Origin of the sequence: Rhizobium sp. Leaf311, from assembly GCF_001423445.1 — a bacterium.
Classification (GTDB): domain Bacteria; phylum Pseudomonadota; class Alphaproteobacteria; order Rhizobiales; family Rhizobiaceae; genus Agrobacterium.
Genome location: NZ_LMNZ01000018.1, coordinates 29,979 through 55,713, shown reverse-complemented (window position 1 = coordinate 55,713; position 25,735 = coordinate 29,979). Strand labels below are relative to the sequence as shown.

Here is a 25,735-nt window from a genome sequence, read left to right as displayed (position 1 = left end):
CGGGACGTTTTGGGTATAGTCGCCGCTTCGAAAACCAAAAATGCCTGTAAGGATCGACCTGCATGACCCGTGATATCAGCGACAGCGAAGCCGAAAGGCACCGCGCCAAGATGGTCAATCGAAAGGCCGTGCAGGATGCGGAGGTTTCGGAAAAGACCATCGAAAAAGGTCTGCTGATGGTCCATACCGGGCCGGGGAAGGGCAAGTCCACGGCAGCCTTCGGACTGGCCCTGCGTATGCTGGGGACGGGCCGTCGCGTCGGTGTCGTCCAGTTCATCAAGGGCGCCTGGTCAACGGGAGAGCAGCAGGCGCTGGCCCTGTTCGGCGATCGTGTCGCATGGCGCACGATGGGCGAAGGCTTCACCTGGGACACGCAGGATCTCAAGCGTGATGTTGCCGCCGCTTCAAAAGCGTGGGAGGAGGCAAAGCTTTTCATGGCCGATGAGACGATCGGTCTTGTGGTTCTCGATGAGCTTAATATCGCACTGCGCTATGACTATCTCTCTCTCGAGGAAGTCGTGGAAACGCTGCAGGCTCGCCGGCCTGGCTTGCATGTTGTGGTGACCGGGCGAAACGCCAAACAGCCGCTTCTCGACGCTGCCGACATGGTCACAGAGATGACGTTGGTGAAGCATCACTTCAAGGCGGGTGTCAAAGCTCAGTCCGGCATCGAGTTCTAAATCCATGGCAGCGCGTGTCTTGATGTTTCAGGGGACCGGCTCGGATGTCGGAAAGTCGTTGATGGTCGCAGGATTGGCGCGCGCCTTCACGCGCCGGGGTCTTTCCGTCATGCCGTTCAAGCCCCAGAACATGTCGAACAATGCCGCAGTGACCGAGGATGGTGGAGAGATCGGTCGGGCGCAGGCCTTGCAGGCGCGTGCGGCCGGTGTGGCGCTGTCGGTCCATATGAACCCGGTTCTTTTGAAACCGCAAAGCGAGACCGGTGCGCAGATCGTGGTGCAGGGAAAGGTCATCGGCAGCGCAAAGGCAGCCGACTACCAGCACATGAAGGCTTCTCTCATGGGGCATGTGCTGTATAGTTTTAATCACCTCAAAAGCAAGGCAGACCTCGTTCTGGTCGAAGGGGCGGGCAGTGCCTCGGAGATCAATCTGCGGGCCAATGATATCGCCAATATGGGCTTTGCCCGGGCTGCGAACGCACCGGTCATTCTCATCGGCGATATTGATCGCGGAGGGGTCATCGCAAGTCTTGTCGGCACACGCACGGTTCTTGCCGCCGATGACGCAGCCATGATCAAGGGCTTCATCGTCAACCGCTTTCGCGGAGACGCGAGCCTGTTTGACGAAGGGATGCGCATGATCGCGGACATGACCGGCTGGAAAGCGGTTGGTCTTTTGCCGCACTTCGATGATGCGAGCCGCCTGCCAGCTGAAGACGCTCTGGGATTGGTCGGGCCAGGCCATCGTAAAATCGGTGCAAAAATCAGGATTGCGGTACCGGTTCTGCCCCATATTTCCAACTTCGATGATCTCGATCCGCTCGATGCCGAGCCGGATGTCGAGCTTGTCAGGGTGCGACGGGGAGACGTCATTCCGCCGGATTGCGCCATGGTTTTGCTCTGCGGATCCAAATCCACGATTGCCGATCTGAATGCGTTGGAAGCGGCGGGCCTTGATGTGGATATCAAGGCGCATGTGCGCCGGGGTGGTTATGTGCTTGGCCTTTGCGGTGGCTATCAGATGCTTGGCAAAACCATCTCTGACCCAGAGGGGGTAGAAGGCATGCCATCGACCGTTGAGGGACTGGGCCTGCTTGATGTCGACACCGTTCTGACGGGTGACAAGAGGCTGGTTTCCGTCGCGGGCCAGAGCTTCGACGGCAAGTCCTTTGTCGGATATGAAATGCATGTCGGAGTGACCACCGGTCCAGACCGTAGTCGCCCGTTCGCGACTATTGAAAACCATGAGGATGGGGCGTTCTCGGCGGATGGGCGTGTTTTCGGGACATATGTCCACGGTCTTTTTGCCGATGATGGCCAGCGCAGCGCATGGCTGGAACGCTTGGGCGCATCATCCTCTCTTCTGAACTACGAGGAACAGGTCGATGCCGTGCTTGATCGCTTGGCCGACCACATGGAGCGTCATCTGGATCTGGACATGCTTCTGTCTATGGCGCGATAGCAAGCGCAAGCAGGCCGAAAAAGGCGATGAGCATGGCATCAGCGATCCGTGCCAGCCGTATTGCTCTTCGGATATCTGCCGCATTCAAATCACGCCGCCCGCCTTCTCCCATGAAACGGGCCTCGATCATCTGCCCGCCATAGGAGCGTGGCCCCGCGAGCGCAAAACCCAGCGCGCCTGCCATTGCCGCTTCGGGCCAGCCGGCATTGGGGGACCGGTGATGGTGAGCGTCGCGGAAAATCGCGCGCAAGGCTCTGCGGGGGGATGCTTCCTTGATAAAGCAGGCCGCCAGCACGAAGAGCAGTCCGGTCAGGCGGGAGGCTGGCAGGTTTACGAGGTCATCCAGCCGTGCCGACGCCCAGCCAAACGCCTCGTGGCGTGGTGATCGATGGCCAATCATGCTGTCGGCGGTGTTGATTGCCTTGTAGCCTGCGCCGCCTGGAAGGCCCAATAAGCCAAGCCAGAGAGACGGCGCCACGATACCGTCGGAAAAGTTTTCCGCCAGACTCTCGATTGCGGCGCGGCAGACTGCCGCTTCATCCAGTTTTTCCGGGTCGCGGCCAACAATCATCGAAACCGCTTTTCGCCCTCCCGTCACGCCCTCCCGCTCAAGCGCGGTCGCGACTGCCTCGACATGCTGCTCCAGGCTCTTCTGTGCCGGCAAAGATGCACCAAGCAGTGCGACAAGGATCAGACCGAAGGGAAGAGCAAGGAGAAGGGATTGCAGGCCAAGGGCGATCAAAAGCGTGAGGCCAAGAAATATGGCCAGTGCCGCCAGACCCATCGCCTTGCGACGCAAAAATGAATCGTCCTGCCGGTTCCATTTTTTGTCGAGGAGGGCGATAAGCGAACCGATCCAGGTGACTGGATGACCGATGCGTTGAAACAGCCAATCCGGGTAGCCGACTAGGCGTTCGATCAGCAGGGACAGAAAAGCGAGAGCGAAAAACATGAGCGAGACGGTACCAGACAGAGCGCAATCGGCGATCCGGCACGGTGGCGATCTGGGACGTGCGCGCCAGCTTTTTCCTGATGCGCCAGAGCCATGGATCGATCTTTCCACCGGGATCAGCCCTCATTCCTATCCGCATTCGCCCATTCCTGCCAGCGTCTTTGCCCGCCTGCCGGAACCCTGTGCTCTCGATGCTTTGAAAGAGGTCGCGGCAAGGGCCTTTGCGGCACCTTCTCCCGCCCATGTGGTAGCGGCTCCCGGCACGCAGATGCTGATGCCGCTTCTCGCGCAACTGGCCCTGGAGCGTGGCGCAAGGCGAGGTGCCGTTTTGTCTCCCGCCTACGCGGAACATGCCCGCACCGCGCGTATGGCGGGATTGCCCGTCACGGAAGTCTTAGCCGTCGAGGATCTTCAAGCCTGCGACTATGCCGTCGTCATCAATCCGAACAATCCCGATGGTCATGTGACGGAGAGATCGAAGCTTCTGTCACTGGCAGGCATAATGCGCGAAAAGGGTGGCCTTCTCGTCGTTGATGAAGCCTTTATCGAGACGGGTTGCGGTGAAAGTCTCGGTAGCGATGTGGCTTCAGAGGGGCTCGTTGTCCTCAGGTCTTTCGGAAAATTTTATGGCATGGCCGGTATAAGGCTCGGTTTTGCGGTGGCGCATCCAAATCTTGCCGCGGAACTGGAAGCAAGACTTGGCCCCTGGGCCGTTTCGGGTCCCGCTCTGCACATTGCAACGCAAGCCCTTGCCGATGATGAGTGGAAAAATGTCATGAGAGGCCGGTTGAGACAAGACGCCGAGCGGCTGAACGATGCTTTGCGCCGTGCCGGTCTGGCCGTGGTCGGCGGAACGCCCCTGTTTACTCTTGTCCGTAACGAGCGCGCGCCGAATCTCTTCCGCCATCTCGCACAACACGGGATACTGACCCGCATCTTTGACGAAAGACCGGGCGATATTCGATTTGGTCTGCCCGGAACCGAAGATGAATGGCTGCGACTGGGGACTGCGCTCTACAGCTTTGAGGCCGGTGAGGAAATTCGGGCTTAAGCCTGTTCCAGCGGTACGTCGAAGACTTCGCCCGGTCGCATGGGGCGGAAGCGGTCTGGTGCTACGCCGTGTTCGCTCAAGGCAGCTTTCAGGGCGACAACAGGCGCATCGATCGCTTCGTCGGTCAGCTGAACCGTACCCCAATGGTGGCCACAGGCATAGGCGGCGCCGCAGATCTTCATGCCTTCCACGGCTTCAGATGGGTTCTGATGCTGGCCTTTCATGAACCAGCGCGGCTCGTAAGCCCCGAATGGAAGATTGGCGAGGCGGAAGCCCCCGTGCTTCTTGCGGGCCGCATGGTAATTGAGGCCGCTATGAAAGCCGGTGTCTCCGATATGATAAATCTTGCCGCCCGGTGTCTCGATGACGAAGGCTGCCCAGAGCGCCATGCGGCGGTCATTGAGGCCTCTGGCTGACCAATGATGGCACGGCTCGAAGTGTATCTTGATATCCGGTGATAGGCTCAGTTCATCGCCCCAATCGCCGGTCGAAATCCTCGCTGCCTCGACGCGCGTGCGGATCACCACGTCATTGCCCAGCGGCGTGATGAAATGTGGCTTGTGGGCAATGTGCAGCTGGTGGAGCGTTTCCAGGTCAAGATGGTCGTAGTGATTGTGCGTGACGAGCACGAGATCGATGGGCGGCAGATCCTTGAACTGAATCCCCGGCGGGTTGACGCGCTTGGGACCGGCAAAGCTGAAGGGGCTGGTCCGTTCCGACCAGACCGGATCGACCAGAATGTTCAAACCCGCTGTCTGTATAAGAAACGAGGCGTGACCAACGAGAGTGACCCGCAGGTCCTTGCCGTTCACGCGCTTCTCAGGCACGGCGAAAGGGAAGGGGCTTGGATAGGCGTCCGGCCATGTGGCCTTGTTTCCATCGAAACGCCATTTCATCAGGTCGAGAAAGCCGTTTGGCGCTTCGCCGCCCGGATTGAAAAATCGCACGCCATCGAAATGATCCGACAGGGGGCCACTGTAATAAGCGCTTGCTTGGGATTGCCGCGCATAGAGGCCGCCGCCAGCAAGCAGGGCGCTGAGAAAGGAAAGTTTGAAGAGCGTGCGTCTTTTCATTCAACAAGCTATAAGCTGTAGCAAAGCTCTCATCAAGGCGCTGGTGAGACTGCACCCCCCATTCGGTCTGGAAGGGTGCCTGTCGCCAGAATCGCGACTTCGGCTTGACTCTTGCGGCATTTTGCTGTTAACCCGCGCCGATCAGCTGGCAGTTTCATGACTCCGAGCCGCCGACCGGGACCCGCAAGGTATAGAAGATCCCGGAGGCAAACATCCGACAGCGCGATGCGCCCTCGGGTGCTTTTTGGCTATGCGTCTTGTTTTTGACAGCAAAAGCACCGACGTTTCGGAAACCCCGGAACGAAGAAGGATGACGCAATGTTTGAAAACCTCCAGGACCGCCTTGGCTCCATTCTGAATGGACTGACCGGCCGTGGCGCGCTTTCGGAAGCCGATGTGACGGCTGCCCTGCGCGAGGTTCGCCGTGCGCTTCTGGAAGCGGACGTGGCGCTCGAAGTGGTGCGCTCCTTCACCGACAAGGTTCGTGAAAAGGCCGTCGGCGCCTCGGTTCTCAAATCCATCAAGCCCGGCCAGATGGTCGTCAAGATCGTCCATGACGAGCTGGTCGAAATGCTGGGCTCCGAAGGCGTGGCGATCGATCTCCATGCAGCAGCCCCCGTCGTCATCATGATGGTGGGTCTGCAGGGCTCTGGTAAGACGACCACAACAGGCAAAATCGCCAAGCGCCTGACAGATCGCGACAAGAAGAAGGTGCTGATGGCATCTCTCGACACGCGTCGTCCGGCAGCGCAGGAACAGCTGCGCCAGCTCGGCGTCCAGACCGGTGTCGACACGCTGCCGATCATCGCCGGGCAATCGCCGACCGATATTGCTTCGCGCGCCGTGCAGGCGGCCAAGCTCGGCGGTCATGATGTCGTGATTCTCGACACCGCCGGTCGTACCCACATCGACGAGCCGTTGATGATGGAAATGGCCGACATCAAGAAAAACGCCAGGCCGCATGAAATCCTGCTGGTCGCGGACAGCCTGACCGGTCAGGACGCTGTCAATCTGGCGCGTAACTTCGATGAGCGCGTCGGCATCACCGGCCTCGTGCTGACCCGTATGGACGGCGATGGCCGTGGCGGTGCTGCCCTTTCGATGCGCGCCGTCACCGGCAAGCCGATCAAGCTGATCGGTACCGGCGAGCGCATGGGCGAGCTGGACGAGTTCCACCCCCGCCGTATTGCCGACCGTATTCTCGGCATGGGCGACATTGTTTCGCTGGTTGAAAAGGCTGCTGAAAACATCGATGCGGAAAAAGCCGCAGCGATGGCCAAGAAGATGCAGTCCGGCAAGTTCGATCTCAACGATCTCGCCGATCAGCTGGCGCAGATGAAGAAAATGGGCGGCATGGGCGGCATCATGGGTCTGATGCCCGGCATGGCTGGCATGAAGGACAAGATGGCGGCGTCGGGCCTCAATGACAAGATGTTCGATCGCCAGATCGCCATCATCTCGTCCATGACCAAGGCCGAGCGCGCCAATCCTGACATTCTGAAGCACAGCCGCAAGAAGCGCATTGCTGCCGGTTCCGGCACGGATGCTGCCGAAATTAACAAGCTGCTCAAGATGCATCGCGGCATGGCCGACATGATGAAAGCCATGGGCGGTAAGGGCAAGGGCGGCATCATGAAACAGATGATGGGCGGCCTTGCGGGCAAGATGGGTCTGGGCGGCGGAATGGGCGGCATGCCCGATCTGGCCAATATGGATCCTAAGCAGCTGGAAGCGCTTCAAAAACAGGCTGAGGCCGCAGGTCTCGGTAAACCGGGTGGCATGCCACCGGGTCTGGGCGGCATGGGCGGTATGCCTGGTCTTCCCGGTCTGGGTGGACCAAAGCTGCCGGGCCTACCCGGCCTGCCTGGTTTCGGCAAGAAGAAGTGAGGGTGGCGATGACCAGTGAAGACGTAAGGGCGCAGCTGTGGCAATATCGCCAGTCCATCGACAATATCGATGCGGCGCTGGTGCACATGCTGGCGGAACGGTTTCAGCGCACCAAGGCTGTTGGCATCCTCAAGGCCACCCACGAATTGCCGCCGGCGGACCCGGCGCGCGAAGAATTTCAGATCGAACGCCTGCGCCGCCTGGCAAAGGACGCCAATCTGGACCCGGATTTTGCCGAGAAGTTCTTGAACTTCATCATCAAGGAAGTCATCCGGCATCATGAAGCAATCGCCGCTGAACACAACGGCACAGAAAAGTCCGTCTGACGACGGGAAGTCATCCTAAGGAGTATATGACATGGCACTGAAAATTCGTCTCGCACGCGGTGGTTCCAAGAAGCGCCCGTACTATCAGATCGTCGTTGCTGACGCCCGTTCGCCACGCGACGGCCGTTTCCTCGAGAAGCTGGGTTCCTGGAACCCGATGCTTGCCAAGGACAATGCTGACCGCATCCAGATCAATGGCGACCTCGTCAAGGAATGGATTGCAAAGGGCGCACAGCCAACAGACCGCGTTCTGCGCTTCCTCGCAGAAGCTGGCATCGCAACGCGCGACGCACGCAGCAACCCTGAAAAGGCAAAGCCAGGCAAGAAGGCTCTCGAGCGTATCGCCGAGAAGAAGCAGAAGGCTGACGACGCTGCTGCCGCTGCTGCTGAAGCTTCTGCTGCCGAATAATTCCGGTTCGCATTCTGACAAAACGGGTGGCGTGGATTTCCGCGCCACCCGTTTATGTTTCTTTCGGCAGTAATTTGTCGTAAAAATTCCCGACACGACAACCAGAAGACGGACCACCTATGGCAAAGCTCGAAAATCCCATTCTCATGGCCAAGATTGGCGCGGCGCAGGGTCTGCGTGGCGAGGTGCGGGTGAGCTCCTATACCGAGGATCCAACGGCCCTCGGCGATTACGGAAACCTCGTCGCCGCTGACGGCCGTGTTTTTGAAATCCTTGAGGTTCGTGAAGGCAAGAACGTCGTCATCGTCCGCTTTCGTGGCATCAATGATCGCAATGCCGCAGAAAGCCTGAACGGGATTGAGCTTTTCATCGACCGCGACAATCTGCCGGATGACGATCTCGACGAAGACGAATTCTATTATACCGATCTCGAAGGGCTGGAAGCGGTTGATGCGGAAGGCAAGAGCTATGGTTCTGTGACTGCCGTGCACGATTTCGGTGCTGGCGATCTTCTCGAATTGAAGGGTGCAGGGCGTCGCCCGGCGCTCATTCCCTTTTCCGAAGCAGCGGTGCTTGAAATCGATCTCGAAGGTGGAAAAATCCTGATCGATCCGTTCGCTGCCGGTCTGATCGATAATCCCGAAGACGGCAAGGACGATCCGGATCACCCGATTTTCGGCAAGAAGCAGTAAGATGGCATTCAAGGCGACGGTGTTGACGCTGTACCCGGATATGTTTCCGGGTCATCTCGGATATTCGCTGGCGGGCAAGGCGCTTGAGCGCGGTCAATGGGTAATCGAGCCGGTACAGATCAGAGATTTCGCGCTCGACAAGCACCGCAGCGTCGACGATACGCCAGCCGGTGGCGGCGCTGGCATGGTGCTGAAGCCCGATGTTCTCGCAGCCGCCATCGATTCAGTTTCGACCGACGATACCCGTCCTCGCCTGTTGATGAGCCCGCGTGGCAAACCTTTGACGCAGAAACGCGTGCGCCAACTGGCCGAGGGCGACGGCGTGGTCATTATTTGCGGTCGTTTCGAGGGCGTGGACCAGCGGGTGATCGATGCACGCGGTCTCGAAGAGGTTTGCATAGGTGACTATATCCTTTCCGGCGGAGAACCGGCAGCGCTGACGCTTCTGGATGCCGTCGTGCGTATTCTGCCGGGCGTCATGGGCAACGACCTCTCGGGCGTGCATGAAAGCTTCGAGGGCGGATTGCTGGAGCATCCGCATTACACACGCCCACAGGTGTGGGAAGAGCGCGACATTCCCGCCGTCCTCACCTCAGGCAACCACAAGGCCATCGATGCCTGGCGGCACGAGCAGGCGCTGGCTTTGACCAGGGAGCGCCGCCCCGACCTTCTGCCGAAAGCGGCTCAGCCCGAGACGAAATAATAGGCCGACAGCAGCAGCCCCACGGAAATGACGAGCGCGCGGACGATCCATTGCGGTACGCGGCGGGCGATATAGACGCCGCTATAGCCGCCAATGGCCGATGCCGGGATCATGATCAGAGCCGCAGGCCACGTCACGACACCGCCCCCGACGAAGACGACGATGGCAACGGCGGCGATAACGACCGCCAGCAGGTTTTTCAGCGCGTTGAGATGGTGATAGGTGCCGCCAGCCGTCAGCCCCAGCACGGCGAGCATCATGATGCCCATGCCAGCCCCGAAGAAGCCACCATAGATGGAGGTGAGGAATTGGCCGATGAGGCTTGCGGCATTGCCGGGGGAACGCTCGGCGCTTGTGCGCGGGCGCAGCCACGGACCGGCGGCGAAAAGCAGCGTTGCGGCAAGCAGCAGCCATGGAACGAGCTGGCGGAAGGCGGGATTGTCCAGCGACAACAGCAGGAATGCGCCAGCCGTCGATCCGGCGATGGAGAGCAGGGCGAGGAACACCGCCCCTTTCCAATGGGTGCGAATTTCCGGCCAGTAGGCGATGACGGATGTGACATAGCCGGGAAACTGCACGATGGAAGAGGTGGCATTGGCCGAAATCGGCGCGATACCCGCCACCGTCATGGCCCCGAAGGTGAGAAATGTGCCGCCGCCCGCGATGGCATTGACCGCACCGGACAGAAAACCGCTCGCAAAGAGCAGCGAAATAATGAAGAATGACATGGCCCCTCCCGGCGCGTCTTGCGGCGCCTGGACAGTGCATAGCCGTTGACAGCAGTGGCGACAATCCGGCGACGACCGACAAAATAATGTCACAAGAGGGATGACAAATGCGTCATCTTGCTGTAATGGCCCGCGTGGAACTGGGGTTTACCCCTTTAACCGCAAGCAAAGAATGGCGAACCCGCTCCTGCCGCAAGGCATGGTCCCGAGACTTGGTTTCAAGGGATGACAGTTGAGCGCTCTGGCTGTTTCAGAAGAAATCAGAGGTTAACATGACCAACATTATCGCACAGCTGGAAGCCGAACAGGCTGCCAAGATCGAAGCAAAGCGTACGCTTCCTGAATTTTCCCCGGGTGATACCGTTCGCGTCAACGTGCGCGTTACAGAAGGTAACCGTACCCGCGTACAGGCTTACGAAGGCGTTGTAATCGCCCGTTCCGGCGGTGGCATCAACGAGAGCTTCACCGTTCGCAAGATTTCCTACGGCGAAGGCGTAGAGCGCGTATTCCCGGTTTACTCGCCGCTGGTTGAAGGCGTTGAAATCGTTCGCCGCGGTAAGGTTCGCCGCGCGAAGCTCTACTACCTGCGCGACCGTCGCGGTAAGTCTGCTCGTATCGTTGAAGACACCGGCGTTCGCGCTCGCAAGCTCAACGACGCTGAGCGTCAGGCCGCTGCCGAAGAAAAGGCACGCATCGAAGCTGAAAAGGTTGCAGCAGCACAGGCTCTGGCCGCCGAAAAGGCAGCAGCAGAAGCCGCTGAAGCCAAGGCAGCCGAAGAAGCTGCAGCAGCAAAGGCTGCTGAAGGCGCAGCTGAATAAGCTTTCCCTTTGGGATTATTTGAAAAGGCGGTCTTCGGGCCGCCTTTTTCTTTGACCGCCTGTTGGCGGACATGAGCACGACGAAGGTTGCGGATAGCCATAACCCAAAATCCCCTGTCTTTTGGTAGGCGATACCTTGCCCGCCTCTGCCAAACCATGGCATTTTCGACTATTGCCAGCAGGAGAAGCCATATTGTTCCGACGTTCATTTTTCGCTGCCCTCGCCCTCGCCCTTGCCGCCGCGACCCTGTCGCCTGCGCTGACCTCAGCCGCCGATCTGCCTGATCTCAAGGGGCGCAAGGTGGTCGTGGTCACCGAGAATGCCTATCCGCCACTGCAATTTGTTGACCCTTCCTCGGGCACGGCAATCGGCTGGGAATATGATGCCGTCAACGAAATGGCCAAGCGGCTGAACTTCAAGGTCGAGTATCAGAACGCCTCCTGGGATGCGATGCTGCAGGCGGTGTCGGACCGGCAGTATGACTTCGGCATGACCGGAATTACCATCAAGGAAGAGCGCAAGGAAAAGGTGGACTTTTCCGATCCCTATATGCGCTCGCAACAGGTGATGCTGGTGCGCGGCGATGAAACCCGCTTTACCGATGCCAAGAGCTTCAAAGCATTTGAAAAGGGCCTCATCGGCGCGCAGCCGGGCACCAGCCCGTTTTACACCTCCGTCTATGAAGTGCTCGATGGCAATGAGCAGAACCCGCGCATCAAGCTGATGGAAACCTTTGGGGCAACCATGCAGGCCCTCAAGACCGGTGACGTCGATCTGGTGCTGAGCGACAGCTTTGCCGGAAAAGCCTATGTGGAAGCCTCCAATGGCGGGCTGAAAATCATTGGTGAGCCGATGGGTGCTGAAGATTTCGGCTTCGTTTTTCCCAAAGGCTCGGACCTGATCCCGCCAATCAATGCAGCCATTGCCGCCATGAAGGCCGATGGCACGATGGACGCGCTGAACCAGAAATGGTTCGTCACCTACAAGATGGGCCAGTAAGCGTCAGGACCTGATATTATGGGACTGCAGACATCGCCGGGCAGCAAGACGGATGATTATCCCTGGTGGCTGGTGGCGCTTGGCCTTATTGCGTTGGCGCTGGCCATTCTCATTGCCGTCAACAACGTCTATCGGCAGGTGTTCGAAACCGTCGCCAACGGCATTGGTATCACCATCTTCGTTACCATCGTCAGCTTTGCACTGGCCTCCCTGCTGGGCCTGCTGATTGCGCTGGCGGGCATGGCTGACAGCATCGTCCTGCGGCAGGTGTCCCGATTCTATATCGAGGTCATTCGCGGTATTCCGGTTCTGATCCTGCTGTTCTACATCGCATTCGTGGGCGCCCCCGGCTTTGTGACGCTCTATAATGCGATCATCGCCCCGCTGGTGCAGGCAGGCTTGGCAGAGCCGCTGCTGGTGCGGGATGTCTCCTTGATGTGGCGGGCGATCATTGCGCTGAGCATCGGATATTCAGCCTTCGTTGCAGAAGTTTTCCGTGCAGGCATCCAGTCGGTCGACAAGGGGCAGACCGAGGCTGCCAAATCGCTCGGCCTCAATCGCTTTCAGCGCTTTCGCCTCATCGTGTTGCCGCAGGCGATCAAGGTGATCTTTCCGCCGCTTTCCAATGATTTTGTCGCCATCGTCAAGGATAGCTCGCTCGTCTCGGTTCTCGGCGTTGCCGACATCAGTCAGGCGGGCAAGATTTACGCCTCCGGCAGCTTCCGCTTCTTCGAGACCTATTCCATCGTTGCCTATATCTATCTCTTTCTGACCATTGGCCTGTCCCTGCTGTTAAGGCGCATCGAAAAGCGGATGCGTGCCCGGGACCATTCCAGCCACTGAATAAAAGTGTCATCACGACACCATCGTCACTTTGACACATGTCAAAGCAAGCTCAGCGAAACCGCGACATGTTTGCGCATCGTCCATTCTCGCAACGATTTAACCCAATCGGAGATTTGCTTTGATCAAGACGCACAAACACCTTCTGGTCACGGCCATGCTTGCAGTGGCTCTTGCCCAGCCGAGCGCGGCAGCTGAGAACGACAAGGCGCTGAAAAGCCGCTTCGAAGCCCTGTGGAGCCGATTGTCCGGTCAGAAAATCTCGCCCGATATTGCCACATCGAACGGACGGATCGAGGCACAGCAGATCCTCGTTTCCGCCAAGCTTGCCGGCCGAGTAGCGGAAATCTTCGTCGAAGAAGGCAAGAGCGTCGATGCGGGCACGGTGCTGGCGCGCATGGACACGGCCGATCTGAATGCGGAACTTGCCGGCGACAAGGCCAAGGTGCGCCAGAGCATGACCAATGAGGTGGAAGCCGATGCGACCATTGCCCAGCGGCAAAGCGAACTTGTGCTTGCCAGGCAGGAATATGAGCGCGCAAAGGCCCTGAGTGAGAAAGGCAGCGGCACGCTTCAGCAGCGCGATACCCGCGAAAGCCAGTTGCGGGTTGCCGAAGCCGCGCTGAAATCGGCCATTGCCAGCCGCGCCGATGCGGCGGCGGCATCCGAGGCGGCGCAGGCCGAAGTGGCGCGCATCCAGTCCCAGATCGACGATTCCGTTCTCAAGGCCCCCACTCGGGGGCGCATCGAATACAAGCTGGTGCAGAAGGGCGAAGTGGTATCCGCAGGCGCACCGATTGCCACGATGCTCGACCTGACCGATGTGACCATGACCATTTTCGTTCCGGCAAAGGCTGCGGGGCAGCTGGCCATTGGCGACGATGCTCGCATCATTCTCGATCCCATCCCGCAATATGTCATCCCGGCCACCGTCTCCTTCGTTGCCTCAGAGGCGCAGTTCACGCCCAAGACCGTGGAGACCGCCGACGAGCGCGAAAAGCTGATGTTCCGCGTCAAGCTCAAGATCGCGCCCGAGCTGTTGAAGGACTATGAAAGCCGGATCAAGACCGGTATTCGCGGCATTGGTTATGTCCGCACCAATCCGGCAACAGTCTGGCCTGGCGAATTGCAGGCAAAGTTGCCGCAATGACAGACTTTGTCGCACGCATCCAATCCGTCACCCACCGCTATGGTGAGGTGACGGCCCTCGATGGGATCGATCTGGAAATTCCGGCAGGCTGCATGGTGGGTCTGATTGGCCCTGATGGCGTCGGGAAGTCCACACTTCTTGGCATCATAGCGGGCGTGACGCGTATCCAGCAGGGCAAGGTTGAGGTGCTCGACGGCGATATGGCCGATTCCAGCCATCGCCGCACGGTTTGCGCCCGTCTGGCCTATATGCCGCAAGGGTTGGGCCGCAATCTCTATCCGACCTTGAGCGTGGCCGAAAATCTCGATTTTTTCGGCAGGCTTTTCGGGCAGGACCAGGAGCAGCGCCGCACACGCATGGACGAGCTGCTGCTCGTCACCGGGCTTGCACCCTACCGCGACCGCCCGGCGGGCAAGCTTTCCGGCGGGATGAAGCAGAAGCTCGGCATTTGCGCCTCCCTGCTGCATGATCCCGATCTGCTCATTCTGGATGAGCCGACCACCGGCATCGATCCTTTGTCGCGCCGTCAGTTCTGGCAGTTGATCGAGCGTATCCGCGCCCGGCGGCCGCGCATGAGCGTGATCGTCGCTACCGCCTACATGGAGGAGGCAGAGGGCTTTGACTGGCTCGCTGCGCTTCACGCAGGGCGGATTTTGGGTACGGGAAGCCCCGGTGATATAAAGAAGCTGGCTGGCAAATCCACCCTGGATGAAGCCTTCGCCGAATTGATGCCCGTTGCGCAAAAATCGGAGCCGCTGGTCGCCCTGCCTGCGCGCGTATTTGCCGATGGGCCGCCTGCCATTGAAGCGGAAGGGCTCACGCGCCGCTTCGGTGATTTCAAGGCTGTCGACAATGTCAGCTTTCGCATTCCAAAAGGCGAAATTTTCGGCTTCCTCGGATCGAATGGCAGCGGCAAGAGCACGACCATGAAAATGCTGACGGGCCTTTTGCCTGCCAGCGAAGGTGTGGCCAAGTTATTCGGCCAGCCGCTTCTGGCAAGCGACATGGAAACGCGAAAACGCATTGGCTATATGTCGCAAGCATTTTCGCTCTATGGCGAATTGACGGTCCGGCAAAATCTAACGCTCCACGCGCAGCTATACGATTTGCCCCCGCAGGATGTTGGGCCTCGGGTCGACAAGATGCTGGACGAGTACGACCTCGTCGAGGTGGCGGAAAAACGCCCCGACGACCTGCCTCTTGGTATTCGCCAAAGACTGCAATTGGCGGCGGCGGTCATTCACCAGCCGGAAGTGCTCATTCTGGATGAGCCGACCTCAGGTGTCGATCCTGTTGCACGCGACTCGTTCTGGCGTTCCCTGATGACGCTGTCGCGGACCGATGGCGTCACGATCTTTCTCTCCACCCACTTCATGAATGAAGCTGCTCGATGCGACCGGATCTCGCTGATGCATCAGGGACGGGTTCTGGCCGTTGGCCAACCCGAGGCGTTGTGCAGGCAGCGGCAAAAGGACAGCCTTGAAGAAACCTTCATCGATGTTCTTACCGAAGCGGGCATGGGGGCCGACAGTATCAAGGATACAACAGAGACAATCGAGCACGAGCAGCAGCCTGCACCGTTGCGCAGCTTTGCACCCGGAAGGCTCTGGGCTTACGCGCGGCGAGAAATGCTGGAGGTTCTGCGGGATCGCGCCCGTCTGGTCTTTGCCCTCCTGGGACCTGCCATCCTCCTTCTGACCTTCGGATATGGTGTTTCCTTCGACGTGGAACATCTGCCATTTGCCGTTTACGATCAGGACCAGTCCGCAGAAAGCCGGCAATTGATTGAAAGTCTCCAGGGCTCCCGATATTTCACGGAACGTGCGCCGATTACCTCCTCCCGGGAATTGCAGGAGCGACTGCAGGACGGAAGCCTGAGCGTGGCGGTCGAGATACCGCCGGATTTCGGCCGGGATCTCGAAAGGAACACGACGCCGGAGGTTTCGGTCTGGCTTGATGCAGCCATGCCGTTTCGTGCCGAAACAGCGCGTGGCTATATCACCGGGCTGGTCAACAGCTATCTCGCTGACTTGCAAGCCCGGCACACCGGCAAATACACGTCCTCAGCCGTGGTTCAGATCAGCAGCCGCTATCGCTACAACCAGAGTTTTGAAAGCGCCAATGCCATTGTGCCGAGCGTGATTGTTCTGGTGCTCATTCTCATTCCGGCAATCATGTCGGCGCTGGGCATCGTGAAGGAGAAGGAAACCGGCTCTATCGCCAATTTTCAGGCAACTCCCGTGACGCGGCTGGAATTTCTGCTCGGCAAGCAACTGCCCTATGTCGCCATTTCCTTTGCCAGCTTCATTATTCTGCTGTTGATCACCCGTTTCATCTTCGAGGTGCATATCAAGGGATCGCTTATCATGCTCGTCCTGTCTTCGCTGGTCTATGTGTTTGCCGCAACCGGGTTCGGTCTGGTCGTCTCCAGCTTCGTGCGCAGTCAGGTGGCGGCGATCTTCGCGACCTCCATCATTGCGATGATCCCCGCCGTCAACTTCTCCGGCCTGCTGGTCCCCGTGTCATCCCTGTCGGGTGGTGGACGCCTGATGGGGCTCGTCTTTCCCTCGGCATGGTATCAGCCCATCAGCGTCGGCATCATCACCAAAGGGCTTGGATTTGCCGAACTCTGGACCAATCTCTTGATGCTTTCGGGCTTTGGCATCGGCTTCATCGCTATGGCGCTTGTGGCCTTGCGCAAGCGGAGTGCATGACATGAGACAAAGTCTTTCCCGAATTCTGCGCCTCGGCATCAAGGAGCTTTATAGTCTCCGGGCCGATTCCGTCATGCTGGTGCTGATCGTCTATACCTTCACCATTGCCATTTACACCGTGGCGACTGGTGCCAATATGGAGGTCAGGAACGCCTCTGTCGCTGTGGTGGATGAGGATCGCTCCAGATTGTCGGAGCGGCTTCGCGATGGCCTGATCGCGCCTTTCTTCAAGGAGCCGGCACTGATCGACGCCACGGATGTCGATGCCGCGATGGACAAAGGCAAGTATGTCTTCGTTCTGGAAATCCCACCCGGCTTCGAGCAGGACACGATCAAGGGTCTCAAGCCCACGGTTCAGATCGATATCGATGCGACAGCCATGTCCCAGGCGGGCAATGGTGCCGCCTATATCCAGAGCATTGTCCAGCAGGAGGTGGCTGCCGCCTTGCCACAGACGGAGACCTCCTCGCCCATCAATCTGGTGGTCAGCGCCCGTTTCAATCCCAACCTGCTGTCGATGTGGTTTTCCGCCGTCATGCAGGTCATCAATAACGTCACCATGCTGTCGGTGATTTTGACCGGTGCTGCGCTCATTCGTGAACGTGAACGGGGAACCATCGAGCATCTTCTGGTCATGCCTGTCAGCCCTGGAGAGATCATGTTCGCGAAAATCTGGTCGAATGGCACTGTTATCGTGGTTGCGGCAATCTTATCGCTGGTGGTCGTGGTGGGCCAAGTGTTGAAGGTGCCAGTGGCGGGGTCGCTCGGCCTCTTCATCCTGGCGGCCGTCCTCTACCAGTTCTCGGTAACGTCGCTTGGCATCCTCATCGCCACGGCCTCGACCTCCATGGCGCAGTTCGGCCTCATCGCCATTCCGGTGCTGATTGCCATGAACCTGCTGTCAGGCAGCACCACGCCAATGGAAAGTATGCCGGACTGGCTGCGCTATGTCATGCAGCTATCACCCTCGACGCAATTCGTCGCATTGTCGCAGGCCATCCTGTATCGTGGCGCCGGGTTCCCGCTCGTGTGGCATCTTATGGCAGCATTGGTACTGATCGGTGTAGCGTTCTTTACCATCGCGCTGTTCCGCTTCCGCCGCACACTGATGTCTGCGGCTTGATGGACATTCTCCGGTCGGCGTCTGGCAATGTTTGAATTGCCGACGCCCGCGGAAACTGCTAAAAGCGGTGTCATGGGATCGAAATTCGGATGTCTGGCGCAAAACATTTTCGTGCTGCAGGACCACAAGCGTCTGCCGGCACGCTTTTTCGCGGATATTTCCGGGGCGCTTAATACGCGACTTACGTTCGCCTGATAGCCACGCGCTATCAGCCTTTTCGCGAACCCAAATCCTTTTTCAGAAATTCGATGGATATAGCCATGAGCGCACCTCGCACCCTGTATGATAAAATCTGGGACGATCACGTCGTCAACCGCGACCCTGATGGAACCTGTCTTCTCTACATCGACCGTCACCTCGTGCATGAGGTGACGAGCCCACAGGCCTTTGAAGGCCTGCGCATGGCCGGTCGCCCGGTTCATTCGCCCAAGCGCACGCTGGCGGTGGTGGACCATAACATACCGACCACGTCCGACCGTCTTGAAGGCATCAAGAACGAGGAAAGCCGCATTCAGGTCGAAGCTCTGGCCCAGAATGCTGCAGAGTTCGGTGTCGAATATTATTCCGAGCGCGACAAGCGCCAGGGCATCGTTCACATCGTCGGTCCTGAACAGGGCTTTACGCTTCCCGGCATGACAATCGTCTGCGGCGATAGCCATACATCGACGCACGGGGCCTTCGGTGCCCTCGCGCATGGTATCGGCACGTCCGAGGTGGAACATGTTCTTGCAACGCAGACGCTCATCCAGAAGAAGGCCAAGAACATGCTGGTGCGTGTGGATGGCAAAATTCCGGACGGCGTTACCGCCAAGGATATCATCCTGGCCATCATCGGTGAAATCGGCACCGCGGGCGGCACCGGCCACGTCATCGAGTTTGCCGGTGAAGCAATCCGTTCTCTTTCCATGGAAGGTCGCATGACGGTCTGCAACATGACCATCGAAGGCGGCGCGCGCGCTGGCCTGATCGCGCCTGACGAAACCACCTTCGACTACATCAAGGACAAGCCGCGCGCGCCCAAGGGTGAAGTGCTGGAGCAGGCGATCGCCTATTGGAAGACATTGAAGTCAGACGAAGGCGCGCATTACGACAAGGTCGTGGTGCTGGACGCCGCCAACCTGCCGCCGATCGTATCGTGGGGATCGTCACCTGAAGACGTGGTGTCGGTGCAGGGCACCGTGCCTGACCCGAATGAAATTGCCGACGAGAACAAGCGCAACTCCAAGCATCGCGCGCTGGAATATATGGGCCTCAAGCCCGGCACCAGGATGACGGACATTGCCATTGACCGCGTCTTCATTGGTTCCTGCACCAACGGTCGTATCGAGGATTTGCGCGCAGCCGCCAAGGTCGTGGAAGGCCGCAAGGTGGCCCCGACCGTGTCAGCCATGATCGTTCCGGGTTCAGGCCTCGTGAAGGAGCAGGCTGAGAAGGAAGGTCTGGACAAGATTTTCCTTGAGGCCGGTTTCGAATGGCGTGAGCCGGGCTGCTCGATGTGTCTTGCCATGAACGATGACCGTCTGGCTCCGGGCGAGCGTTGCGCTTCGACCTCGAACCGGAACTTCGAAGGCCGCCAGGGGTATAAAAGCCGGACCCATCTCGTGTCTCCGGCCATGGCTGCGGCTGCCGCTGTGGCCGGTCACTTCGTCGATATTCGCGAGTGGCAGTAGGCGAAAAAGCTCATGGCCGGGACCATCAGACAAGTCCCGGCCATTCCATATCGAGTGCCTAGAGCACTCTGATTTTCCTGCCCTTGCAGAGATAGGGCAGCACGCGGCGCATGTCGCGGGGATGAAGTGCTATGCAGCCAGCCGTCGGCTCATAGCCCGGCCGGATCATATGCATGAAGATGGCCGAACCGGCATTGCGACGCCGCGAGGTGACGTTCCAGTCCAGAACGAGGCAAACGTCGTAAAGTCCATCCTGTCTCAGCATCTCCTCGTGGCTGCTTTTGAACGGGGCTTTGACTAGCCGATTGTAACTCGGGCTTGAAGGCGCATCGCACCACAACATGGTCTTCTGAATACGATGCATCGTCAGCGATGTTTTGGCCATCGATCCCTTATCGCCGCGATAGAAGCCGCTCAGTATCGGCAAGGTCGCAATCGGAGTTTTTCCGTCTCCCTCGCGTTTGTTGGCTGTTCGTCCGTTGCGGCCGATGGAAACCGGAATGGTGATGTGGCCAAGTTGAAGCAAAGCCCTGCTTTGCTTGCGCGGGGCGGGGCGAACCAAGAGTGCCGATTTTGATTTTTGTGGTTTTGTTGGGCGAGTAACCATCATTCTCACGAGATTTTGCTTTGCAGGTGTGCCAACGTGACTCCATAGCTCGGCGTTATAAGGTGGCGGAGGGTTGACGCAGCGGCGCCAAACCGCTGAATTAGCTCACGAAAGCATAGTTATGTCTATAATGCGTGCATCAATGCCCTGAGTGAGGCATATTTGACGATATAAGGAAAGGCTGAGACCATATGACGGCCCGTACACTTCTGCTGGTGGATGATGATGACGACCTGCGCGAAACGCTCGCTGAGCAGTTGTCGCCCTATGAGGAATTCTCTCTTCTGACCGGTGCCAATGCCAATGCCGCTATCCAGACTGCCAAATCCACGCAGGTCGATCTTTTGATCATGGATGTCGGTCTTCCCGATATGGATGGCCGTGAAGCGGTCAAGCTGATGCGCAAGAATGGATTCAAGTCGCCTATCATCATGCTGACCGGGCATGATACCGACTCCGACACCATTCTGGGCCTCGAAGCTGGCGCCAATGATTATGTCACGAAGCCGTTTCGTTTTGCCGTGCTGCTTGCCCGCATTCGCGCGCAGTTGCGCCAGTATGAGCAAAGCGAGGACGCCGTCTTTACGGTCGGACCCTATCAGTTCAAGCCCAGTCAGAAATTGCTGACGACCGAGGACGGGAAGAAGATCCGGCTGACTGAAAAGGAAGCGGCGATCATCCGTTACCTCTATCGTGCCGGAAACGCCGTGGTCACGCGCGATGTGCTGCTGGAAGAAGTGTGGGGCTATAATTCAGGCGTTACGACCCATACGCTGGAAACCCATGTTTATCGCCTCCGGCAGAAGATCGAACGCGACCCCTCCAACGCCGAGTTGCTGGTAACGGAGAATGGCGGCTACAAGATCGTTCCCTAAAGTTCAGTAACTTGCACAGGTGCCGGCCGAGCAATATCTCGGTGCGGCACTTGTCTTGACGGCATTTTTGTTCGAAACCGTTGAGACTGCGGGACTTCAGGACGTGAAACGCGATGGCACTTAACGACGACATTCAGCTTCTGGCGAAAGTGCCATTGTTTCAGGGACTCTCCGACGATCAGCTGCGGCTGATCGCATTCGGCGCAGAGCGAAGAAGGATAAACGAGGGTCAGGCTTTATTTCGTGAGCACTCTCCCGCGGAATGCGCTTTCGTCATCGCCCGTGGCGGCTTCTCTCTCTACAGCTCCGGACGCGGCGGGCAGCCCGAGCTTCAGGCAACGACCTCCGCCGGCACGATGCTGTCGGAACTTGCCTTGTTTACGCTCTGCGAGCGCAAATACACGGCGGTTGCGGTAGAGGATTCAGAGGTGATCCGCATAACACGGATCCTTTTCCATCGCATGATTGAAGAATTCCCCGACGTCGCCAATGTCGTTATGGCTCGCCTTCGTGACAACATCGCTGCGCTTGCGGCAGGCGCGACAGCACTGCAGGGACGTTTTTCCTGAACCTAGAACTTGAAGTGAGCGGTGACCGGCACGTGGTCGGAGGGGCGGTTCCAGCCACGCGCTTCCTTTAGAATATCGACGCGGTCAAGCGCCGGTCCAAGATCGTGTGACGACCAGATATGGTCAAGGCGTCGACCGCGATCGGCAGCTTCCCAATCCTTGGCGCGGTAACTCCACCACGTGTAGATTTTCTCGCTTTCGGGAACCTTCAGGCGCATGAGGTCCAGCCAGTTGCCTTCTTCCATAATTTTCAGCAATCCATCGGTCTCGACCGGCGTATGGCTGACGATCTTCAAGAGTTGCTTGTGAGACCAGACATCGTTTTCGAGTGGTGCGATGTTGAGGTCGCCGACGAGAATGGATGAGGTGCCTGGTACCGTGTCGGCCTTGAGAGCCCTCATCTCTTCAATGAAATCCAGCTTGTGACCGAACTTCGGATTTATCGAGCGGTCCGGCTCATCGCCACCTGCTGGAACGTAGAAATTATGAAGGCGTATGCGGCGTGCGCCGACCTGAACGATGCCGGATATGTGCCGCGCGTCGCCAATGCCGCAATAGTCCTGTCGGTGATCTTCAACGATCGGAAGTTTGGAAGCGATCGCAACGCCATGATATCCCTTCTGACCATGGATGATGACGTGCTCATAACCCAAAGCTTTCAGCGGCTTGAGGGGGAATTCACCGTTCGGGCATTTGGTTTCCTGAAGGCAGATGACATCCGGCTGGTAACGCACAAGAAACTGCTCGACAATCGGCATACGGAGCCTGACCGAGTTGATGTTCCAGGTCGTTATCGAAAAGGTCATGCCTGCGTTCCATTCTTCACGGGGAAAGATGGCGCAGGCTTATATCATCGGTAGGGAAACGGGAATCCCTTTCTCCCGACGTTCACGCCGAAAGAGCAGCGTTGGTCGACTACGTTCGGCCTCACAGCGGACGATACGTCGATCAGCCCCTGCCGCGAACCTCTTCGTAGTTGATCGCAAACACTTTGTCGTCCAAGGCCATACCGGTCTGAACGTTAAAGATCATCACCGTCGTGTCCTTGTTCTGGGCATCGGTCGTGGTCCATTGGCGCAGATCGAAGGTCTTGGGGTCAAACATCAAGGTGATGGTCGAATCGCCAAATATGCTCTTGTCGCCCAGCACGATGGTCGTCAGATCGGATTCTTCCTTGACGTCGCGAACCTTCTGGTTGTTGAGGTCGATCTTGTCGGCAAGAAGCAGGCTCAGAGGTGTCTTCGACAAAGGATAAAGATCCCAGGTCTTCAGCTTGTTATTGCCGATGACGACGTTTTTTCCGTCGGAAATCACCCGCATCGGCGAGGGATCTTCGTAGTTGAAACGCAGTTTTCCAGGGCGGGCGATATAGAATTTGCCACCGGTCTGTTCACCGCGTGGGCCGAACTGAACGAACTCGCCCATCATGGTTTTCACAGAAGAGAAATGATTTGCAATTTTTTGTGCCGTGGCATCGCCCTGTGCCAAGGCAGAAAAGGGCTGCATTGCTGCAAATGCGGCCGTTGCCGAAAACAAGGTCAGTGCGCCACGTCGCGTCATGTGGCCTTCAAGGCCAGAGGACCGTGCGGAAACGACCGGAATAGTCTTTTTCATTCTTTTCTCCTTCATCGTTTTCTCAATGCCCAAAAAACGCGGCGGCTTCATGACATCAGGGGTTTGCTATAACGCCGAAAGCTTGGCTTGGTTGCCGACATCAGACGGGTAGCGGGTGGTACCCCGCAACCGATGCCATTCGTCAGTCCTGTTCGGTAGGAACCAGGATCTCACGCTTGCCCGCATGATTTGCGGGGCCGATTATGCCTTCCTGCTCCATGCGTTCGATAAGCGATGCCGCACGGTTATAGCCAATGCCGAGGCGGCGTTGGACGTAGGAGGTCGAAGCCTTTCCATCGCGCAATACCACTGCGACGGCCTGATCGTAGGGATCGTCAGATTCGGCCATGTTGCCTGTCCCGGCGGGGCCGCCGCCATCTTCGTCCTCATCCTCTTCGGTGATGGATTCGAGATATTCCGGTGACCCTTGAGTCTTCAGGTAGGCAACGATGTCTTCAACCTCGTTGTCGGCCACGAATGGACCGTGCACACGCTGGATGCGCCCGCCACCCGCCATGTAGAGCATGTCGCCCATGCCGAGAAGCTGTTCGGCACCCTGTTCGCCGAGGATCGTGCGGCTGTCGATCTTGGAGGTGACCTGGAAGGAAATGCGGGTCGGGAAGTTGGCCTTGATCGTTCCGGTGATCACGTCGACGGACGGACGCTGCGTGGCCATGATGACGTGGATGCCCGCAGCACGCGCCATCTGCGCCAACCGCTGGACGGCGCCTTCGATGTCCTTGCCCGCCACCATCATCAGGTCGGCCATTTCATCGATGATAACAACGATGTAGGGCAGGGGCTTCAGGTCGAATTCTTCCGTCTCATACATGGCTTCGCCGGTCTGGCGGTCGAAACCGGTCTGCACCGTACGCGTCAGTACTTCGCCCTTGTCCAGCGCCTGCTGAACGCGGGTGTTGAAGCCATCGATGTTGCGCACGCCGATCTTCGACATTTTCTTGTAGCGCTCTTCCATCTCGCGCACTGTCCATTTTAGCGCAACAACGGCCTTCTTAGGATCGGTGACGACGGGAGACAGCAGATGCGGGATGCCGTCATAGACGGACAATTCCAGCATTTTTGGATCGATCATGATGAGGCGGCACTGCTCCGGCGTCATGCGGTAGAGCAGCGACAGGATCATGGTGTTGATGGCGACCGATTTACCCGAGCCGGTGGTGCCGGCCACCAGCAGATGCGGCATCTTGGCAAGGTCTGCAATGACAGCTTCGCCGCCGATCGTCTTGCCGAGCGACATAGGAAGCTTGGCCTTGTTGTTCTCGAAATCACGCGATGCGATCAATTCCCGCAAATAGACGGTTTCGCGAATTTTGTTGGGCAACTCGATGCCGATGGCGTTGCGGCCAGGGACCACGGCGACACGTGCGGCAATCGCGCTCATCGAGCGGGCGATATCATCGGCCAGACCGATGACGCGCGAAGACTTGATGCCTGGCGCGGGTTCCAGCTCGTACATGGTGACGACCGGACCGGGGCGCACATGGATGATCTCTCCCTTGACGCCGAAATCTTCCAGAACACCCTCAAGTCTGCGGGCATTCTGTTCCAGAACGTCAGCGTTCAGGGTGGCATCACGTACGACGCTTTTCGGCTCTGCGAGAAGATGTACAGACGGAAGCTGGAAGCCGTCGGAGGCAATGAAGGAAGCCTGGGCATCGCGCGCAACCCGCTCGCTCGGTTTGGGCCGGGCAGAGGGGGCGGTGATCCGCGTCTGTCCTGCGGGCGGTCGGGCGGAGAACTTCGCTTCGCCAGACTGGACGCTGGACAAATCGCTCTCGTCATCCTCATCATCATCGTGGCCCATGGAGATCGGCGGCGGAGACATTTCGCCGCGTGCACGGGCTTCCGCGCGCTCTTCAAAGGAGGGCTCGGCCCGATCCAGCCTGTTGATGGCTGTCTTGAGGCGCGATGGTTCGTTTAGCGTGCCAAATTCGTAATCATTGAAATCATAGGGCTGCTCGAACTCATTTCGCATGGATTTCGGTTTCATGCCAAACAGCCGACGGAACCGCGCCTGGGTAATGTACCAATAGTGGGTTACTGCGCCAATCGCCAGGAAGTTGCTGAGGAAGCCTTCGGAATCGTCTTCATCCTCATCGGCAGGTGTCTGACCCTTTTTGACCCTTGCGGGCACCGAGGCTTGCGCCAAGGCGAATTCATCCTCTTCATCCGGGTGGCCGAGAAGACCTGCCGCAAACAGCATGAGCCAGGCAGCCGGGGCTGCAAATGCGATGCCCAGGACGGTTGCGAAAGTGCCCGTAGGATAGGCGCCGATGAAAAGGGCAGGAAAGCGCAGGATCATGTCGCCGACAACGCCGCCAATGCCGTTCGGCAGAGGCCACGTCAGCGGAGCCGGAAAGCAGCCAAGGGATGCCGAGGCAATGACCGCACCGCTGATCCATGCGACGAGGCGGGCAGGAATACGGTTAAACCTGCGGCCCGAAATGAGCGCGAAGGCCCATGCGAGGATTGGAAGCATGGCAATCAGAGCTGAAAGGCCGAGAAACTGCATCATCAGGTCGGCGAAGATGGCTCCTCCGTGACCCAGCAGATTGGTGGGCTCGTTACCGGTCGCATAGGACAGGCTCGGGTCTGCGACATTCCATGTAGCCAAGGCCGTCATACCGAGCGCCAGAGCGGCAAGGATGCCGAAACCACACAGGGCCATGACCTGGCGCATTACAAATGCCGTCAGCACGAAGCGGTTATCACGACCGTGGAACGTCGCTGAATTCACTCTGTCCATATCTGAACCTGTCATTCTTTCG

Annotated in this window: 24 protein-coding genes; 17 read left to right on the top strand and 7 right to left on the bottom strand. The window is 58.4% G+C overall.

Going from position 1 to position 25,735, the window contains the following annotated elements; translation table 11 throughout:
* The first annotated feature begins 62 nt into the window (after positions 1 to 62).
* Complete coding sequence (gene cobO / locus ASF69_RS15950) at positions 63 to 680, top strand: cob(I)yrinic acid a,c-diamide adenosyltransferase (protein ID WP_062589170.1); 618 nt, start codon at positions 63 to 65, stop codon at positions 678 to 680.
* A 4-nt stretch (positions 681 to 684) separates the two neighbouring features.
* Complete coding sequence (locus ASF69_RS15945) at positions 685 to 2,142, top strand: cobyric acid synthase (protein ID WP_062589169.1); 1,458 nt, start codon at positions 685 to 687, stop codon at positions 2,140 to 2,142.
* Here ASF69_RS15945 and cbiB read toward each other — a convergent pair.
* Positions 2,129 to 3,094, bottom strand: a complete 966-nt coding sequence (gene cbiB / locus ASF69_RS15940; RefSeq protein ID WP_062589167.1) for an adenosylcobinamide-phosphate synthase CbiB — start codon at positions 3,092 to 3,094, stop codon at positions 2,129 to 2,131. The two genes, ASF69_RS15945 and cbiB, sit on opposite strands and share 14 nt — an antisense overlap.
* Here cbiB and cobD point away from each other — a divergent pair.
* Positions 3,093 to 4,145: a threonine-phosphate decarboxylase CobD gene (gene cobD / locus ASF69_RS15935; RefSeq protein ID WP_062589166.1), complete on the top strand. Its 1,053-nt coding sequence runs from the start codon at positions 3,093 to 3,095 to the stop codon at positions 4,143 to 4,145. The genes cbiB and cobD overlap by 2 nt on opposite strands.
* On the opposite strand, the gene ASF69_RS15930 is transcribed toward cobD, so the two are convergent.
* Positions 4,142 to 5,218 carry an MBL fold metallo-hydrolase gene (locus ASF69_RS15930; protein ID WP_062589163.1) on the bottom strand — a complete coding sequence of 359 codons (1,077 nt, stop codon included), beginning with the start codon at positions 5,216 to 5,218 and terminating at the stop codon, positions 4,142 to 4,144. The two genes, cobD and ASF69_RS15930, sit on opposite strands and share 4 nt — an antisense overlap.
* 318 nt (positions 5,219 to 5,536) lie before the next feature.
* Here ASF69_RS15930 and ffh point away from each other — a divergent pair, with 318 nt between their 5' ends.
* From ffh to trmD, 5 genes are all read left to right on the top strand, one after another.
* Complete coding sequence (ffh, locus tag ASF69_RS15925) at positions 5,537 to 7,105, top strand: signal recognition particle protein (RefSeq protein ID WP_062589162.1); 1,569 nt, start codon at positions 5,537 to 5,539, stop codon at positions 7,103 to 7,105.
* An 8-nt stretch (positions 7,106 to 7,113) separates the two neighbouring features.
* Complete coding sequence (locus ASF69_RS15920) at positions 7,114 to 7,431, top strand: chorismate mutase (protein WP_062589160.1); 318 nt, start codon at positions 7,114 to 7,116, stop codon at positions 7,429 to 7,431.
* Positions 7,432 to 7,462: 31 nt separating this feature from the next.
* Positions 7,463 to 7,840, top strand: coding sequence for a 30S ribosomal protein S16 (gene rpsP, locus ASF69_RS15915; protein ID WP_062589159.1), 378 nt, complete (start codon positions 7,463 to 7,465; stop codon positions 7,838 to 7,840).
* A 119-nt stretch (positions 7,841 to 7,959) separates the two neighbouring features.
* On the top strand, positions 7,960 to 8,532 hold the full coding sequence (gene rimM, locus ASF69_RS15910; RefSeq protein ID WP_062589157.1) for a ribosome maturation factor RimM: 573 nt from the start codon (positions 7,960 to 7,962) through the stop codon (positions 8,530 to 8,532).
* A 1-nt stretch (position 8,533) separates the two neighbouring features.
* A complete protein-coding gene (gene trmD, locus ASF69_RS15905; protein ID WP_062589155.1) occupies positions 8,534 to 9,235 on the top strand; it encodes a tRNA (guanosine(37)-N1)-methyltransferase TrmD in 702 nt (233 codons plus the stop codon).
* On the opposite strand, the gene ASF69_RS15900 is transcribed toward trmD, so the two are convergent.
* Positions 9,217 to 9,963 carry a sulfite exporter TauE/SafE family protein gene (locus tag ASF69_RS15900; RefSeq protein ID WP_062589153.1) on the bottom strand — a complete coding sequence of 249 codons (747 nt, stop codon included), beginning with the start codon at positions 9,961 to 9,963 and terminating at the stop codon, positions 9,217 to 9,219. The two genes, trmD and ASF69_RS15900, sit on opposite strands and share 19 nt — an antisense overlap.
* 272 nt (positions 9,964 to 10,235) lie before the next feature.
* Between ASF69_RS15900 and rplS the strand changes: the two genes are divergently transcribed.
* The 7 genes from rplS (at position 10,236) to leuC (ending at position 19,281) form a co-directional block, all read left to right on the top strand.
* On the top strand, positions 10,236 to 10,781 hold the full coding sequence (rplS, locus tag ASF69_RS15895) for a 50S ribosomal protein L19 (RefSeq protein WP_062589152.1): 546 nt from the start codon (positions 10,236 to 10,238) through the stop codon (positions 10,779 to 10,781).
* A 247-nt stretch (positions 10,782 to 11,028) separates the two neighbouring features.
* On the top strand, positions 11,029 to 11,781 hold the full coding sequence (locus ASF69_RS15890) for a transporter substrate-binding domain-containing protein (RefSeq protein ID WP_162238092.1): 753 nt from the start codon (positions 11,029 to 11,031) through the stop codon (positions 11,779 to 11,781).
* An 18-nt stretch (positions 11,782 to 11,799) separates the two neighbouring features.
* On the top strand, positions 11,800 to 12,624 hold the full coding sequence (locus ASF69_RS15885; protein WP_062589150.1) for an amino acid ABC transporter permease: 825 nt from the start codon (positions 11,800 to 11,802) through the stop codon (positions 12,622 to 12,624).
* A 121-nt stretch (positions 12,625 to 12,745) separates the two neighbouring features.
* Positions 12,746 to 13,774 (top strand): HlyD family efflux transporter periplasmic adaptor subunit, encoded by a 1,029-nt coding sequence (locus ASF69_RS15880; RefSeq protein WP_244475502.1) that lies wholly within the window; start codon positions 12,746 to 12,748, stop codon positions 13,772 to 13,774.
* Positions 13,771 to 16,488 carry a ribosome-associated ATPase/putative transporter RbbA gene (rbbA, locus tag ASF69_RS15875; protein WP_062589144.1) on the top strand — a complete coding sequence of 906 codons (2,718 nt, stop codon included), beginning with the start codon at positions 13,771 to 13,773 and terminating at the stop codon, positions 16,486 to 16,488. The genes ASF69_RS15880 and rbbA overlap by 4 nt, the downstream gene beginning before the upstream one ends.
* 1 nt (position 16,489) lies before the next feature.
* Complete coding sequence (locus ASF69_RS15870; RefSeq protein ID WP_062589142.1) at positions 16,490 to 17,611, top strand: ABC transporter permease; 1,122 nt, start codon at positions 16,490 to 16,492, stop codon at positions 17,609 to 17,611.
* Positions 17,612 to 17,871: 260 nt separating this feature from the next.
* Positions 17,872 to 19,281: a 3-isopropylmalate dehydratase large subunit gene (gene leuC, locus ASF69_RS15865; RefSeq protein ID WP_062589313.1), complete on the top strand. Its 1,410-nt coding sequence runs from the start codon at positions 17,872 to 17,874 to the stop codon at positions 19,279 to 19,281.
* A gap of 58 nt (positions 19,282 to 19,339) precedes the next feature.
* Here leuC and ASF69_RS15860 read toward each other — a convergent pair whose 3' ends face one another.
* Positions 19,340 to 19,888, bottom strand: coding sequence for a L,D-transpeptidase family protein (locus tag ASF69_RS15860; protein WP_200939100.1), 549 nt, complete (start codon positions 19,886 to 19,888; stop codon positions 19,340 to 19,342).
* 191 nt (positions 19,889 to 20,079) lie between these two features.
* Between ASF69_RS15860 and ASF69_RS15855 the strand changes: the two genes are divergently transcribed.
* A complete protein-coding gene (locus tag ASF69_RS15855) occupies positions 20,080 to 20,763 on the top strand; it encodes a response regulator transcription factor (protein ID WP_062589139.1) in 684 nt (227 codons plus the stop codon).
* Positions 20,764 to 20,876: 113 nt separating this feature from the next.
* Complete coding sequence (locus ASF69_RS15850; protein WP_062589137.1) at positions 20,877 to 21,332, top strand: cyclic nucleotide-binding domain-containing protein; 456 nt, start codon at positions 20,877 to 20,879, stop codon at positions 21,330 to 21,332.
* Between the two features lie 2 nt (positions 21,333 to 21,334).
* Here the strand turns inward: ASF69_RS15850 and ASF69_RS15845 are convergent, their stop codons facing one another.
* The 3 genes from ASF69_RS15845 to ASF69_RS15835 all read right to left on the bottom strand — a co-directional run bounded on the left by ASF69_RS15845 (position 21,335) and on the right by ASF69_RS15835 (position 25,713).
* The gene (locus ASF69_RS15845; protein WP_062589136.1) at positions 21,335 to 22,138 is read right to left on the bottom strand and encodes an exodeoxyribonuclease III; all 804 of its coding nucleotides are present in this window, start codon (positions 22,136 to 22,138) and stop codon (positions 21,335 to 21,337) included.
* A 142-nt stretch (positions 22,139 to 22,280) separates the two neighbouring features.
* Complete coding sequence (locus tag ASF69_RS15840) at positions 22,281 to 22,946, bottom strand: outer membrane lipoprotein carrier protein LolA (RefSeq protein ID WP_244475501.1); 666 nt, start codon at positions 22,944 to 22,946, stop codon at positions 22,281 to 22,283.
* A 142-nt stretch (positions 22,947 to 23,088) separates the two neighbouring features.
* Positions 23,089 to 25,713, bottom strand: a complete 2,625-nt coding sequence (locus ASF69_RS15835) for a DNA translocase FtsK (protein WP_156462090.1) — start codon at positions 25,711 to 25,713, stop codon at positions 23,089 to 23,091.
* Positions 25,714 to 25,735: the final 22 nt, after the last annotated feature.

Bases quoted from the DNA above. Each gene is read 5' to 3' on its own strand.
- cobO (WP_062589170.1), top strand. From the start codon at position 63: ATGACCCGTGATATCAGCGACAGCGAAGCCGAAAGGCACCGCGCCAAG.
- ASF69_RS15945 (WP_062589169.1), top strand. From the start codon at position 685: ATGGCAGCGCGTGTCTTGATGTTTCAGGGGACCGGCTCGGATGTCGGA.
- cobD (WP_062589166.1), top strand. From the start codon at position 3,093: ATGAGCGAGACGGTACCAGACAGAGCGCAATCGGCGATCCGGCACGGT.
- cbiB (WP_062589167.1), bottom strand. From the start codon at position 3,094: ATGTTTTTCGCTCTCGCTTTTCTGTCCCTGCTGATCGAACGCCTAGTC.
- ASF69_RS15930 (WP_062589163.1), bottom strand. From the start codon at position 5,218: ATGAAAAGACGCACGCTCTTCAAACTTTCCTTTCTCAGCGCCCTGCTT.
- ffh (WP_062589162.1), top strand. From the start codon at position 5,537: ATGTTTGAAAACCTCCAGGACCGCCTTGGCTCCATTCTGAATGGACTG.
- ASF69_RS15920 (WP_062589160.1), top strand. From the start codon at position 7,114: ATGACCAGTGAAGACGTAAGGGCGCAGCTGTGGCAATATCGCCAGTCC.
- rpsP (WP_062589159.1), top strand. From the start codon at position 7,463: ATGGCACTGAAAATTCGTCTCGCACGCGGTGGTTCCAAGAAGCGCCCG.
- rimM (WP_062589157.1), top strand. From the start codon at position 7,960: ATGGCAAAGCTCGAAAATCCCATTCTCATGGCCAAGATTGGCGCGGCG.
- trmD (WP_062589155.1), top strand. From the start codon at position 8,534: ATGGCATTCAAGGCGACGGTGTTGACGCTGTACCCGGATATGTTTCCG.
- ASF69_RS15900 (WP_062589153.1), bottom strand. From the start codon at position 9,963: ATGTCATTCTTCATTATTTCGCTGCTCTTTGCGAGCGGTTTTCTGTCC.
- rplS (WP_062589152.1), top strand. From the start codon at position 10,236: ATGACCAACATTATCGCACAGCTGGAAGCCGAACAGGCTGCCAAGATC.
- ASF69_RS15885 (WP_062589150.1), top strand. From the start codon at position 11,800: ATGGGACTGCAGACATCGCCGGGCAGCAAGACGGATGATTATCCCTGG.
- rbbA (WP_062589144.1), top strand. From the start codon at position 13,771: ATGACAGACTTTGTCGCACGCATCCAATCCGTCACCCACCGCTATGGT.
- ASF69_RS15870 (WP_062589142.1), top strand. From the start codon at position 16,490: ATGAGACAAAGTCTTTCCCGAATTCTGCGCCTCGGCATCAAGGAGCTT.
- leuC (WP_062589313.1), top strand. From the start codon at position 17,872: ATGAGCGCACCTCGCACCCTGTATGATAAAATCTGGGACGATCACGTC.
- ASF69_RS15860 (WP_200939100.1), bottom strand. From the start codon at position 19,888: ATGGTTACTCGCCCAACAAAACCACAAAAATCAAAATCGGCACTCTTG.
- ASF69_RS15855 (WP_062589139.1), top strand. From the start codon at position 20,080: ATGACGGCCCGTACACTTCTGCTGGTGGATGATGATGACGACCTGCGC.
- ASF69_RS15850 (WP_062589137.1), top strand. From the start codon at position 20,877: ATGGCACTTAACGACGACATTCAGCTTCTGGCGAAAGTGCCATTGTTT.
- ASF69_RS15845 (WP_062589136.1), bottom strand. From the start codon at position 22,138: ATGACCTTTTCGATAACGACCTGGAACATCAACTCGGTCAGGCTCCGT.
- ASF69_RS15840 (WP_244475501.1), bottom strand. From the start codon at position 22,946: ATGAAAAAGACTATTCCGGTCGTTTCCGCACGGTCCTCTGGCCTTGAA.
- ASF69_RS15835 (WP_156462090.1), bottom strand. From the start codon at position 25,713: ATGGACAGAGTGAATTCAGCGACGTTCCACGGTCGTGATAACCGCTTC.